Source organism: Streptomyces sp. IBSBF 2435 (assembly GCF_036815005.1).
Taxonomy (GTDB): Bacteria; Actinomycetota; Actinomycetes; order Streptomycetales; family Streptomycetaceae; genus Actinacidiphila.
In genome coordinates this window covers 1-12,492 of record NZ_JAJSYW010000202.1, presented here as the reverse complement: position 1 = coordinate 12,492, position 12,492 = coordinate 1, and the positions used below count along the sequence as shown (strand labels likewise).

The 12,492-nt window shown below is 74.7% G+C and carries 9 protein-coding genes; 8 read left to right on the top strand and 1 reads right to left on the bottom strand.

Annotated features, from left to right (window positions below):
* Positions 1-45: 45 nt before the first annotated feature.
* Positions 46-2,286: a bifunctional glycosyltransferase/CDP-glycerol:glycerophosphate glycerophosphotransferase gene (locus V7E46_RS28730; RefSeq protein ID WP_333771150.1), complete on the bottom strand. Its 2,241-nt coding sequence runs from the start codon at positions 2,284-2,286 to the stop codon at positions 46-48.
* Between the two features lie 188 nt (positions 2,287-2,474).
* On the opposite strand from V7E46_RS28730, the gene V7E46_RS28725 reads away from it, so the two are divergent.
* The 8 genes from V7E46_RS28725 to V7E46_RS28690 form a co-directional block, all read left to right on the top strand.
* Positions 2,475-6,098, top strand: coding sequence for a bifunctional glycosyltransferase/CDP-glycerol:glycerophosphate glycerophosphotransferase (locus V7E46_RS28725; protein WP_333771149.1), 3,624 nt, complete (start codon positions 2,475-2,477; stop codon positions 6,096-6,098).
* A gap of 81 nt (positions 6,099-6,179) precedes the next feature.
* Complete coding sequence (locus V7E46_RS28720; RefSeq protein ID WP_329178574.1) at positions 6,180-6,563, top strand: DUF2304 domain-containing protein; 384 nt, start codon at positions 6,180-6,182, stop codon at positions 6,561-6,563.
* Complete coding sequence (locus V7E46_RS28715; RefSeq protein ID WP_333771148.1) at positions 6,560-7,339, top strand: glycosyltransferase family 2 protein; 780 nt, start codon at positions 6,560-6,562, stop codon at positions 7,337-7,339. The genes V7E46_RS28720 and V7E46_RS28715 overlap by 4 nt, the downstream gene beginning before the upstream one ends.
* Complete coding sequence (locus V7E46_RS28710) at positions 7,336-7,527, top strand: hypothetical protein (RefSeq protein WP_333771147.1); 192 nt, start codon at positions 7,336-7,338, stop codon at positions 7,525-7,527. Before V7E46_RS28715 ends, V7E46_RS28710 begins: the two co-directional genes overlap by 4 nt.
* Before the next feature lie 70 nt (positions 7,528-7,597).
* Positions 7,598-8,248 (top strand): class I SAM-dependent methyltransferase, encoded by a 651-nt coding sequence (locus V7E46_RS28705; protein ID WP_333771146.1) that lies wholly within the window; start codon positions 7,598-7,600, stop codon positions 8,246-8,248.
* Positions 8,249-8,364: 116 nt separating this feature from the next.
* Complete coding sequence (locus V7E46_RS28700; RefSeq protein ID WP_333771145.1) at positions 8,365-9,900, top strand: DUF6020 family protein; 1,536 nt, start codon at positions 8,365-8,367, stop codon at positions 9,898-9,900.
* Positions 9,897-11,402 carry a hypothetical protein gene (locus V7E46_RS28695; RefSeq protein WP_333771143.1) on the top strand — a complete coding sequence of 502 codons (1,506 nt, stop codon included), beginning with the start codon at positions 9,897-9,899 and terminating at the stop codon, positions 11,400-11,402. Before V7E46_RS28700 ends, V7E46_RS28695 begins: the two co-directional genes overlap by 4 nt.
* Before the next feature lie 212 nt (positions 11,403-11,614).
* Positions 11,615-12,492 (top strand): serine/threonine-protein kinase (locus V7E46_RS28690; RefSeq protein WP_333771151.1); only part of this gene is annotated, 878 nt, incomplete at its 3' end.

Genomic DNA, 12,492 nt, shown 5'->3' with positions numbered 1-12,492 from the left:
GACCCGCAGCTGCACTGAGCCCGCCCCCTCCCGGCGGCACCCCCGTCAGGGCATCGGCACCGCGGGCGCCGGGGACGGGTCGGTCAGGGAGGCCGGGGACGGCGCCGGGTGGCGGTCGGCGAGGGGACGGTACGGGACGAGCCCCTCCTCGCCGAGGAAGACCCGCCGCACGACCCGCTCGGCGGCGAGCCCGTCGTCGTAGCCGCAGAAGCGCTCGCGGAAGGCGGCCCGCAGAGCGCCCGCGGCCTCGCCGCGCCACGCGCCGCCGCGGAAGACCCCGGCCAGCGACACCTCGTCGTGGGCGACCGCCCCCGGTGTCTCGCCCGGCCGCCCCGACAGCAGGTCGAAGTAGACGCCCCGGGCGGCCCGGTAGGCCGCCCAGTCGGCGGCGTGGACGACGATCGGCCGGTCGAGGTTGGCGTAGTCGAACATCAGCGAGGAGAAGTCGGTGACCAGCGCGTCCGACGCGAGGCACAGCTCCTCGACGCACGCGTGCCCGGAGACGTCCACGATGGCTCCCGCGGCGTGCAGCTCTTCGAGCTGCGGGCTCTGCCCGTAGAAGTAGTGGGCCCGCACCAGCAGCGTGTAGCCGGGACCGAGTTCGCGGGCGAGGCGTTCGAGGTCCAGCGGGAGGACGAACTCGCGCTGGTAGTCGCGGTGGGTGGGCGCGTAGAGGATCGCCGTCGTGCCGGGGGCGAGCCCGAGCGACCGGCGGGCCCGGCGGACGTCGTCGGGGCCGGCCGCGTAGAAGACGTCGTTGCGCGGGTAGCCGCTGGGGAGGGTGCGGTAGCCGCTGGGGTAGACCCGGTCGAAGACCTCCGCGGAGTGCTGGTTGGAGACCAGCGAGTAGTCCCACTGGTCGGCGTGGTCGAGCAGCCGGCCGAAGCTCATCCCCTTGCCGACCGCGGGCCGCGCGCGCAGGTCCATGCCCATGTGCTTGAGCGGGGTGCCGTGGTGGGTCTGCACATACGTCTGGCCGGGCCGCTTGACGACGTTCCCGGTGAAGTTCGCGTTGTTGACCAGGTGGCCGGCCCGGGCCAGGACGTCCCAGTAGCGGCGGGAGTTGACGACGACGTGCTCGGTGCCGGGCGGCAGCGCGTCCCGGTCGCGCTTGTTGACGACCCAGACGCCGCGCAGGTGGGGGGCGATCTCCGCGGCCTTGCGGTAGATCGCGGCCGGGTTGCAGGACACCCCGCGGTTCCAGTAGGCCGCGTAGACGACCAGGCCCGGGTCGAGGGGCCGGCGCAGCCGCAGCCGGTAGTAGCGCTGGTAGGCCGCCCGGGCCAGGCCGTTCTTGCGTGACCTGAGCCTCTTGGCGACCTGCGTCGCGAGCGCCCGGACGCCGAGTGCCGCGCGGTAGCGGCCGTACGAACCCGTGCCGGCGGCCCTGACCCAGCGGGCCTCCTTCGGCTCGGGGGCGGTCCAGCCGGGCGGGCGGTGGTCGGTGAGCAGCCGGCCGGCCCTGCGGACGAAGTCGGGTGCGGCCTGCGGGGTGAGCCGGTCCTCGCCGACGGCCATCAGGACCGCGGCCATCTGCCCGTACAGCGCGGCCCTTTCGGCGTCCCCCGACAGCCCTGCGAGGACTTCGGTGTAGCGGTCGAGCACGGCCAGGTGGTGGGCGCCGCGGGTGGTGGTGACGCTGCCCGAGCGGCGCTTGCGCCAGCGGACGCACACCCGGTCCAGGCACGCGATGCGCGGCGCGGCGGTGAGCACCCGGGTGGCGACGGCGATGTCGGCGTAGGGGGCGGCGCCGAAGGAGAAGGCGCGGGAGGTCCAGAAGTCCCGGCGTACCGCGCGGTTCCAGGCGGCCGGGTAGCAGGCCAGGCAGTCGGGGAGGTCGGCGGCGGTGAAGACGCGTTCGCCCGCGGCGGCCAGAAAGTCGCCGTCGCCGCTCTCCTGGACGTTCTCCCACACGGTGAAGCGCTCGTGGTCGTAGAGCAGCACATCGGGGTCGCCGGTGCGGCCGAGCCGGGTGTCGAGGGCGGCCAGGGTGCCGGGCGCCATGAGGTCGTCGGCGTCGAGGAAGACCAGGTAGTCGCCGCTCGCGCGGGCGGCGCCCGCGTCCCTGGCAGGCCCGGTGCCGCCGGTGCGGTCCAGGCGCACCGGTACGACACGGGGGTCCGCGGCGGCGAGGTCGGCGATGATCGCGCCGCACGCGTCGGGTGAGGCGTCGTCCACCGCGATCACCTCGACGTCGCCGAAGGACTGGTCGAGCACGGACTCCAGGCAGGGGCGCAGGAATCCCTGCGCGCGATGGGCGGGGACGACGACACTGAAACGGGGCATGACCATCCTGGACAGATCGGTGGTTACCGGGGCGGGATAACGTCCGAGGGTAATTGGCCGGGCACTCTGTGTCGATCCGCGAGGCCGCGTCGCTCGTTCGGCCTACCTTCGGTGACCGCTGCGCGCGGGGCGAGTTGAGCACACGGCATGGTCTGCCGCCGCCGTCCCGAAAGGAGCGTTGTCCCACCATGACGCCCCGCCTGACCGTCGTCGTCCCCGTCCACAACGTCGAGCAGTACCTGGAGGAATGCCTGCGCTCGATCGCCGCGCAGACGCTGACCGAGCTTGATGTGGTGATGGTGGACGACGGTTCGACGGACACCAGTGCGGACATCGCGCGGGAGTTCGCCGCCGGCGACCCGCGTTTCCGGCTGGTCTCCCAGGACAACGGCGGCCTCGGCCACGCCCGCAACACCGGTGCGCGCAACGCCGACCCCGCGACCCCGTACCTGACGTTCATCGACAGCGACGACGTGCTGCCGCCGCGCGCGTACGAGCAGCTGACCGGGCTGCTCGACCGGTCGGGGTCGGACTTCGCCACCGGGAACGTCTACCGGCTGACCACCGCCGGCCGCAGCCAGGCCTGGCAGCACCGCGACATGACCAGGACCGTCAGCCGCACCCACATCACCCGCGACCTGGCCCTGCTGTCGGACCGGGTGGCCTGGAACAAGGTCTTCCGCCGCACCTTCTGGGACACCCACGGCCTCGCCTTCCCCGAGGGCGTGCTGTACGAGGACACACCGCTGACCATCCCGGCGCACTTCCTCGCCGACGCCGTCGACGTCCTGCACGAGCACGTGTACTACTGGCGGATCCGCGAGGGCTCGATCACCCGGCGGCGCACCGACGTCAGGGGGGTACGCGACCGGATCGCCGCCGTGGACGGGGTCTCGCGCTTCCTCGCCGACCCGGCCAACACCCGCTGGAGCAAGCACAAGCGGGACTACGACCGGTCGGTCCTCACCGACGACCTGCTCTACTTCATCGAGGCCCTGCCGATGGCGGGACCCGAATACCGCCAGGTCTTCATGGAGCGGGCCGGCGACTTCCTCAGCCGGGTCGACCACACCCTCTACGCCGGACTGCCGGTCGAGTTGCGGCTGCGCTGGGAGCTGATCAGGCAGGGCAGGCTCGACGACCTGCTGACCGTGCTCGGCCACGAACGGCAGGGCGGGCGGACCGTCTTCGACCTCGCCGGGCTGCCGCTGCGCAAACGCGCCGTCGTCGTACGCCCCGACGGCTCGCCGGTGCCGCTGTCCCGGGCGGCAAGCGCGGCCGGCCCCTCCGACCTGCCGGTCCTCGCCCGGCTGCGGGATCTGGAGTGGCGCGACGGCAAGCTGGTGCTCAAGGGCTACGCCTACATCCGCAACGTGGACGCCCGCACCCGGCGCTCCTCGCTCAAGACCGCCGTCGCCGCCTGCGGACGGCGCCGGCTGCTGCTGCCGGTGCGGACGGTGCGGACGCCCGAGGTCACCGACGAGCAGACGCAGGAGCGGCACTGCTACGACTGGTCCGGCTTCGAGATCACCGTCGACCCGGCGCGGCTGCGCACCGACGGCGGCTGGAAGGCGGCACAGTGGCGGATCGGCATCGTGCTGGCGGGCGGCGGCTCCCTGCGCCCGGCCGCGCTGCGTGCCGAGGAGGCCGGCGCGGGCTCCTCGCCGGTGCCCTTCCCGCTGGACGACGACACCCGGCTGGTGCCCTGGTACAAGGACGGCAGGCTCCATCTGTCGGTCGAACCGGTCACCCGGCGCCTCACCGCCCACCGCCCGTCAGGGGAGGGCCTGCTGCGCCTGGACCTCGCGGTCCGCGACCGTACGCCGCCGGTGGCGGTGCGGCTGACCCAGCAGACGTCGGGAGCCGCCTTCGACTACCCGCTGACGCCGGAGGGCGGCTCCGCAGGCCCGGAGGGCTCGGGCGGCTCCGGGGGTGCGGCCGGCTCCGGCTGCTCCGGCGGGTGGACCGCGCTGGCCGCCGACGTCGCGCTCGCCGACCTGGGCGGGGCGCGGCCCCCGGCGGCCGGGCTGCCGAAGGAGGTCGCGCCGGAGACGACCGCGACGTGGACGGCCGAGGTCGTCTTCCCCGACGGCGGCCGGGCCAGGGTCGCCCTGGACCGCGACCTGCCGCCGGGACGCTACGCGCTGGTCCCCGACGAGCGGCTGGGCGGCAGCGGCCCGCGCGAGCTGTCCGTGGAGGGCACCGCGGCCGGCAACCTGGTGCTGCGCGACCGCATCCCGCAGGCGGTCGCCGACCGTGTCGCCTTCACCCCGGACGGCCGCCTGCTGGTCGCCGGCGAACTCCCCCCGCACGTGGCCGCACCCGAGGCACCGGAAGGACCCGGCGGCGTGCAGCCCGCGCCCGCCCGGCTGATGCTGCGGCACGGCACCTACCGCGCCGAGACCGGCGCCGATGTCGTCACGGAGGCGGCGCCCGGGCACTTCTCGGCGTCCCTCGACGTCGGAGCGCTGCCGCACGCCGGGCGGTGGTATCTGCATCTGCGGGCGGGCGGCACGGACACCCCCGTCCGGGTCGCGCCGCGGACGATGAGCACGCTGCCGCTCGACCTGCTGGTGGCCGAGGGGGAGCGCCCGGTCACACTCGACCGGCGCTTCCACGACCACCTGTTCGTCACCGCCGGCTCCGCCGTACCCGCAGCGGACCGCGGGCCGTACCGGCAGCGGATGCTGCGCGAGCGGCGCTACCCGGTGCTGGCCCGCCGCCAGCTCACCGACACCGTCCTCTACAGCAGCTTCGACGGCCGCCGCTGCGACGACTCGCCCCGCGCGGTGCACGACGAGCTGGTACGGCGCGGCGCCCCGCTGGACCACCTGTGGGCGGTCGCGGACCGGACGACGCCGGTGCCGGCCGCCGCGCGGCCCGTGGTGCTGGGCAGCCACGCCTGGTACGAGGCGCTGGCCCGCAGCCGGAACATCGTCACCAACTCCCACCTGCCGGCCTTCTTCCGCCGCCGGGACGGCCAGCACGTGGTGCAGACCTGGCACGGCACCCCGGTCAAGCGCTTCGGCCAGGACCTGGCGGGCACCCTGTGCGCCGACCTCACCCACATGTGGCCGCAGCCGCTGCGCGGCGACCAGTGGACCGTCCTGCTGTCGCCCAGCGCGCAGAGCACCCCGGAGCTGCGCCGCGCCCTGGCCTTCGACGGCGAGATCGCCGAGACCGGGCTGCCGCGCAACGACCTGCTCAGCGGCGAGGACCGCGACAAGGTCGCCGAGGAGGTCCGGGCCCGGCTCGGCCTGCCGGCCGGGCGCACGGTCGTGCTGTACGCGCCGACCGTACGCGACGACGAGGCCTACGACGCCGCCCACCAGCGGCTGCACCTGGCCGCCGACCTCGCCGCGCTGGAGGCCGGGCTGTCCGCCACCCACGTGCTGCTGGTCCGCGCGCACCCGCTGGTAGCCGACACCGTGCCGGCGACCGGCTTCGTCCGGGACGTCTCCGCCCACCCCGACCTGGCGGAACTGCTGCTCGCCGCCGACATCCTGGTCACCGACTACTCCTCGCTGCTCGCGGACTTCGCCGTCACGGGCCGCCCGATCCTGCTGCACACCCCCGACCTGGGACATATGCGGGACACCCTGCGCGGCTTCACCTTCGACTTCGAGGCGCAGGCACCGGGTCCGCTGTCGTCCACCACACCCGAGCTGATCGCGGCGCTGCGCGACCCGGCCGCGGCGGTGCGGCCGTACGGCGAGGCCTACGACGCCTTCCGTGCCGCCTTCTGCCATCTGGACGACGGGCGGGCCGCCTCCCGCGTGGCGGACCTGATTCTGCGCGGGCCGCGCATCTGATGAAGCGGGGCGGCCCGGCCGGCCGCCGGCCCGCGACAACGGAACGACGGAATCCCCGCAGCACTCCAGGAGGCGCTCACCGTGCACTTGTCCGTGATCACCTCGCTCACCGGACTGACCCTGCTGGCCTGCATCCTGGAGCTGCTGCGCCGGCACCAGCTGCGGGAGAAGTACGCGGCGCTGTGGCTCGCGGTGGGTTCGGCGGTGGTGCCGCTCGGGCTGTTCCCGCAGATGCTGGACTCGCTGGCGCGCGCGCTCGGTATCGTGTCAGGGGCGAGCCTGGTGCTGTTCGCCGGGATCGTGCTACTCCTGCTGGTGTGCTTGCACCTGAGCTGGGAGTCGAGCCGCCTGGAGGAGGAGACCAGGACGCTCGCCGAGGAGATCGCGCTGATCAGGACGGCGCTGGACGAGCAGACGCGCCCCCCGGCAGTGGCGGTCCGCCGCACGGAGGGCGGCGCCGCATGACGCCGGGCGCGGGCCCGCACGCGCGGCGGGTGCTGGTCATCGTGCCCGCCTGGAACGAGGCGGAGGGCCTCGGCGCGGTGCTGGCCGAGCTGCGGGCCGCGGTCCCGGGCGCCGACGTCCTGGTGGTGGACGACGGCTCCACCGACCGCACCGCCCAGACCGCCCGCGCCTCCGGCGCCCGGGTGGCCCGGCTGCCCTACAACCTCGGCGTCGGCGGCGCCATGCGCACCGGCTACCGCTATGCCCTGGACCAGGGCTACGACGCCGCCGTGCAGGTCGACGCCGACGGACAGCACGACCCGGGCTACGTCCCCGCCCTGCTGGCCGCGCTGGAGACGGCCGACCTGGTGGTCGGGGCGCGTTTCGCGGGCGTGGGCGACTACCGGGTACGCGGCCCGCGCCGCTGGTCGATGCGGCTGCTGTCACGGGTGCTGTCCGGGATGGCGGACACCCGGCTGACCGACTCGACCTCCGGCTTCCGGGCCTGCAACCGCGACATGATCGCCTTCTTCGCCCGCTGGTATCCGGCCGAGTATCTGGGCGACACCGTCGAGAGCATGGTGGGCGCGCTGCGCCGCGGCTACCGGGTGCGGCAGGTGCCGGTGGCGATGCGGCCGCGCACCACAGGAGCGCCGAGCCAGTCGTCGGCCCGGGCGCTGGTGTACCTGGCCAGGACCGCGCTGGTGCTGCTGCTCGCGGTGACCCGCCGCGTCCCGGCGCCGCAGCGCGCCGGGGCCGCGCCCAGGGTGCCGGAGCCCGCGAGGGCGGCCAGGTGAGCCCGGCGCGCTTCGACGTGATGATCCCGCACTACGGCGATGCGGCGATGCTGCGGGCCGCGGTGCGTGCAGGCGCAGGACCGCGACGACTGGCGCTCGCGGCGGCGGGCGGCAGTGCCCCGCGGGCCGCCGCGAGCGCGGCCGTACCGCCGGCGGAGGCGCCGGTCGCCGGACCGCCGCCCACCTGATCCGTACGTACACGACCAGCCGTACCGCACCAGCTGCGATCAACCAGGCGCACCCGCGAAAGGCGTACCGATGTCCGACACCGCCTCCCCCGACTACACCGCCCGCCTGCTGGCCCGGCGGCTGCTGCCCACCCAGGCGCCCTACCGGTGGAATCTGCGCCGGCTGCGGCTGGGCCGCGTGCTGGACGTCGGCTGCGGGGTGGGCCGGAATCTGCGGCACTGTGCCCCGGGCAGCGTCGGCGTCGACCACAACGCGCACTCGGTGGCGGCGGCCCGCGAGCGCGGCCTGACCGCGTACACCCCGGAGGAATTCACCGCGGCGGGCTGGGAGCACGGCGCCTTCGACAGCCTGCTGTGCGCGCACGTCCTCGAACACCTGGAGGCGGCCACGGGGTCGGCGCTGCTGGCCACGTACCTGCCCTACGTACGCCCCGGCGGCCGGGTCGTGCTTATCACCCCGCAGGAGGCCGGGTTCGCCAGCGACGCGACGCACGTGCGCTTCGTCGGCTTCGACGAGCTGGCCGAAGAAGCGCGGGCCGCCGGGCTCGTGGTCAGCAGGGCGTACTCCTTCCCGCTGCCCCGGGCGGCCGGACGGCGTTTCCCGTACAACGAATTCGTGCTGGTCTCCACCACCGCGCCGGACGCCGCGCGGCCGCTGCGGCCGGGCGACCCGCACACCGCGGCGCGGGTTGCCGAGGGGGCGCCCGAGCGCCGGGCGTGACGTCCGGCGCGCCCTTGTGACCTCGCGACGGGTCCCGCTCCGCCGAACGGGTGGCGTGCGGGAGCCGTCGGCGGGGAAGGGCGAAACCTTTGCCGGCAGGCCGCGGTTGGGATCGGGTGACGACCATCAGCCGCTTCACCGGTGCCCGTTTCCTCCCCATGGTTCCGGCGCTGCGCCGCGCCGCAGACCGGGTTCCGGAGCGCGCGCGGCTGCCGGTCGCCGTGGGACTGCTCTGCGAGGCCGTCCTGCTGCTGTGGTGGCTGGCCTTCTACCCCGGGCTGATGAGCTTCGACACCGTCACCTACGTGTGGCAGGTCACCACCGGCCACTGGCGCAGCGACCACTCGGTGGCCTACGACGTGCTGGTGTGGCTGTCGCTGCAGATCACCGGCGGCCTGGCGGCGCTGACGTTCCTTCAGACCGTCGCCCTCGCCGCCTCGCTCGGCTATGTGTGCCACGGGCTGCGCGCGCTCGGGGTGCGCGGCCGGTGGGCCGCCGCCGCGCCGCTGGCCGTCGTCCTGGTGCCGTCCACCGGCACGTTCGGCATCTTCGTGTGGAAGGACAGCGCCTACGCGATCGCCGCCGTCCTGGCCTTCGGCGCCTGCGCCCACCTGGTCGCGCGGCAGCGCCCGCTCCTGCACTGGTGGTTGCTGGCCGCCGCGATGACCGGGCTGTCGGTCTTCCGCAACAATTCCTACCCGGCCGTGGCGGTTGCGGGCCTGGTGCTTCTGGTCGCGATGCCCCGCCGCTGGCGCAGGATCGCCGCCGCCACCCTGGTCCCGACGGCGGTGGCCCTCGCCCTCAACTTCGGCGTCTACCCGGCGATCGGCGTCCAGAAGCCGAGCACCAGCTCCTACTACGCCTTCAACTACGCCGACATCTCGGTCGCCTACCACCGCGCCCCGCAGACCTTCCGCCGCTCCGACCTCGCGGTGATGTCGCAGGTCGCGCCGCTCTCGCACTGGTCGGCCGGCGGCAGCAACTGCAGTTGGGTCGATCCCCTGATGGCCCCGCCCTTCGACCGGCCGGCCGCGGAACGCCTCAACGGTAAGCTGCTCGACACCTGGGGCCACGTCCTGGCGAAACGTCCCGACCTGATGCTGTCCGCACACCTGTGCCGGGGCAGGATCGCCTGGGCGCTGCCCCGCAACGACAGCGACATCTTCATCCAGCCACCGGTCGTCCCCGCCGACCGGTTCGGCTACTCGCGGCCCGGAGGGCTGATGGACCACAGCCGCTTCTTGCCGGCGCTGCGCACCGACCCGCCGTCTGACGGCCTGCACTCCGCAGGCGTGTGGGCGTACACCGCGGCCCGTACACCGGAGTTGACCTGGTTCCTGTGGACCGGCTCGCTGTGGTGCTGGGCCACGTATCTGATCGTGCTGCGGATGATGCGGCGCCGCCCGCTGCGCTCGGCGCTCGCGCTGGCCGCGACCACGGCGGGGCTCCAGGTCGCGGTGCTGGTCGCGACCCCGGCCGGGCTCTTCCGCTACATGGCCGCGCCGGTCCTGCTGGGCTTCCTCGCGCTGCCGCTGCTGACCGCCGCCCACCCCGCCGACCGGCTGCCGGGCGCCGACCCGGCACGGCGCGGACGCGCCCGCGCGGCGGCCCGCCCCCAGTCGGCGCCGCCGCGTTCCGGGGCCGCCGCATGACCGGCGAGGCGCGGATCGCGCCGACGTTCGGAACCCGGGCACTGGCCTGGCGGCCGACGCCGTACGTCCTGGTGGGCGCCGGCTTCTGGCTGCTGCTCTCGATCGTGTCCTGGCACACCCCCATAGCCGCCGACTTCGGCCAGCACGCGTCCGCGGTGCAGCGGGTCAAGGACAACCCGTGGCACCCGGCCAACCCGCTGCTCAAGGAGCCGGGCACCGACAGCCCGTACTACTCGCCCTACATCGTCACGCTCGGCCTGACCGCCCGGCTGACCGGCGCCGCCGGATGGCAGATGGTGCGCTGGTGCGGGCCGCTGAATCTCGCCGTGCTGGTCGTCGGCATCGGCGCCTTCGCCAGGACGCTGAGCGCCCGTCGGACGGCGCCGGTCTACGCGCTGCTGGCCTTCACCCTGCTGTGGGGTGTGCGGGGCGAGGAGTGGAGCGGCTTTTGCGGGATGTGGTCGCTGACCCGGGGAGCGCCGTATCCGAGCGCCTTCGCGGTGGGCCTGGCCTTCCTGCTGTGGACCTGGACCGACCGGCTGGCCCGGCGCGGCGGCACGCCGTGGGAGTACGCCGGGCTCGGCGCGGCGGCCGGGGCACTGCTGCTCATCCACCCGATCACCGCGCTGGCCGCGACCGTCGGCATCGCGGCGATCGTCGTCGGGCGGCAGCAGAACTGGTCCCGGCGGATCGCCGTGCTGTGGGCGGTCAGCGGCCTCGCGGCGCTGGCCGTCGCGGTGGCCTGGCCGTACTTCGACGTCTTCTCGCTGGCCGGCGACACCACCGTCGACGGGGTGCACCGCAAGCTCTACACCCACCCCTGGCAGTGGTACGGCCTCGCGCTGGCCGGGGTGCCCGCGCTGGCCTGGCGGGCCCGGCAGCGGCTGCGGGACCCGCTGGTGCTGATGTTCACGGCGTACGCGGCGATCGCCGCGTACGGCTGGGTCAGCGGCCACTACACCTACGGGCGGGTGTTCGCGCTGCTGCTGATGCCGCTGCAGTTCGCGCTCGCGGTGGAAGTGGCCGCGGTCCCGCCCTGGACGCGGCTGCGCAAGGTGCTCGCCCCGCTCGCCGCGGTCGCGCTGTGCCTCGGGCTGGCCGCGCAGATCGGCGCGGTGGTCCCGCAGCGCTTCCTGCCGGTGGCCACCCGGCATCCCTACCGCTGGCCGGACTACCGCTGGGTCGCCGACCGGGTCCCGGTCGGCGGCGTCGTCCTGACCGACGGCTACAACGCGATGCACGTGCTGCCCGCCTACGGCATCTACCTCGTCGCCCCGACCTGGCCCGACCCCTCCACCCCCGACGCCGACCGCGCCCGCCGCTGGTCCGACACCAAGGCGTACTTCGCCCCGGCCACGCCCGCGCCCCGGCGCGCTGCCATCGCCCGCCAGTACGGCGCCGGCTGGCTCCTCCTCCAGCGCGGCCAACTCCCGCCGCCCGGCGCCACCGTGGTGGCCGGCTCCGCCAGGACCGGCGAACAGCTGCTCCGCCTGACGCCCTGACAGGCGCCGGAGCCCGGGCGGGCGGCCACCGCGGCCCGACCGCCGGGTAACGAGCCCTGACCCCAGGTAGCATCAAGCAGCTTTTCGACTACCGGGGGGTGCCCGAAATCGCCGGCCACGACAACCTTTTGCGTCCGCTCAGCCCGCTCCAGCCGCAGGATCCCCGCGAGGTGGCCGGCTACCGGCTGCGCGCCAGGATCGGCGAGGGCGGCATGGGCAGCGTCTACCTCAGCCACACCCGCGGCGGCCAGCCGCTCGCGCTGAAGGTGATCCGCCGCGAATACGCGCAGGACGAGGAATTCCGCCGCCGCTTCCAGCAGGAGGTGCAGGCGGCCCGCCGGGTCCAGGGCTACTACGTCGTGTCGGTCCTCGACCACGACACCACCGGCAACCAGCCCTGGCTGGCGACCACCTACGTCCCCGGCCTCCCGCTGGACGAGGCGCTGGCCCGCTACGGCGCCCTGCCGCTGCCGAGCGTGCTCCAGCTGACGGGCTGCGCGGCCGAGGCGCTGCGGGCGGTGCACGCGGCCGGCGTCATCCACCGGGACCTCAAGCCGAGCAACATCCTGCTCGGCGCGGCCGGCCCCGCGGTCATCGACTTCGGCATCGCCCGGGCCGCCGACTCCACCGCGCTGACCCGCAGCGGCGGGCTGATCGGCACCCCGCAGTTCATGTCGCCCGAGCACGCCAACGGCCTCACCCTCACCCCCGCCACCGACGTCTTCTCGCTCGGCCTGATCGCGGCGGTCGCCGCCACCGGGCGGCATCCGTACGGGGAGGCGGGCGCGATCACACTGGCCGCGCAGATCGCCAATACTGCGATCCGGCCGCCGGACCTGAGCCTGTACCCGGAGCCGCTGCGCGAGCTGCTGGAGCGCTGCCTGACCGCGGACCCCGACGCCCGACCCCTGCCGCAGGAGCTGGCCGACTCCTGCGCCCGTGCGGCGGGCCGCTCACTGCGGGACGTCGCGGGCTGGCTGCCGGAGCCGGTGGCCGCCGAGATCGTACGGCGCGAGGCGGCGGCCAGGCGCCCGCCGGAGCCGGAGTCCGCGCCGGGGGCGCCGGGTGCTGGGGGTGTGGGGGGTGCTCC

Bases quoted from the DNA above. Each gene is read 5' to 3' on its own strand.
- V7E46_RS28730 (WP_333771150.1), bottom strand. From the start codon at position 2,286: ATGCCCCGTTTCAGTGTCGTCGTCCCCGCCCATCGCGCGCAGGGATTC.
- V7E46_RS28725 (WP_333771149.1), top strand. From the start codon at position 2,475: ATGACGCCCCGCCTGACCGTCGTCGTCCCCGTCCACAACGTCGAGCAG.
- V7E46_RS28715 (WP_333771148.1), top strand. From the start codon at position 6,560: ATGACGCCGGGCGCGGGCCCGCACGCGCGGCGGGTGCTGGTCATCGTG.
- V7E46_RS28705 (WP_333771146.1), top strand. From the start codon at position 7,598: ATGTCCGACACCGCCTCCCCCGACTACACCGCCCGCCTGCTGGCCCGG.
- V7E46_RS28695 (WP_333771143.1), top strand. From the start codon at position 9,897: ATGACCGGCGAGGCGCGGATCGCGCCGACGTTCGGAACCCGGGCACTG.